This window comes from Fulvivirga imtechensis AK7, from assembly GCF_000331535.1.
GTDB lineage: Bacteria > Bacteroidota > Bacteroidia > Cytophagales > Cyclobacteriaceae > Fulvivirga > Fulvivirga imtechensis.
Map to the genome: position 1 here is coordinate 1 of NZ_AMZN01000191.1, position 705 is coordinate 705.

General features: G+C 43.4%; 1 protein-coding gene. It reads right to left on the reverse strand.

Annotated features, from left to right (window positions below; translation table 11 throughout):
• A partial coding sequence (locus tag C900_RS27710; protein WP_040497723.1) for a condensation domain-containing protein occupies positions 1–705 on the reverse strand: 705 nt, incomplete at both ends.

Sequence of the window (705 nt, forward strand, 5' to 3'; positions counted from 1 at the left end):
TCTACTATCCGCTCAAAATAGGTAATGAACCTGTCTATCGTTGCTCTCTCAAATAAATCAGTAGCATACCCAAAGTTTAGGTACAAACCATCTTCTGATTTTCTTACCATCAAAGTAAGGTCAAACTTAGTTACATTATAGCCGCTCTCATACCCTTCAAGCTTCAAATCCGGTATAACCAACTCTTCTTCCTCAAAGTTTTGGTACATCAACATCACATCGAACAACGCATTGCGGCTGGTATCTCTCGGTAGGCTCAGCTCCTCTATCAACTCTTCATACTGGTAAGCCTGGTTCTCAAAACAATTCAATGTCTTCTCCTTCACCTCTGACAGAAACTCTCTGAAGGTTTTATTCCCTTCCGGGTAATTACGAAGCACCAGAGTGTTCACAAACATACCTATTACATCCTCCAGGTCCGCATGATCCCGACCTGCAACTGGCGTACCTATCGTGATGTCCTCCTGGTTGCTTAGCTTGCTCAGCAATATGTTGAATATCGATAGCACCGTCATAAACATCGTGGCGCCTGAGGATTCACCTGCATCCTGAAGTTTGTCTGTCAATTCCTTTGAAAGTAAAAAAACTCGATTACCTCCATCGTAACTTTTTTCCATAGGCCGGGAATGATCTATGGGAAGTTCCAACACATCAACTTCCTCTGCAAACTCCGCCTTCCAGAAATCACGTTGCTGCTCTAAACGC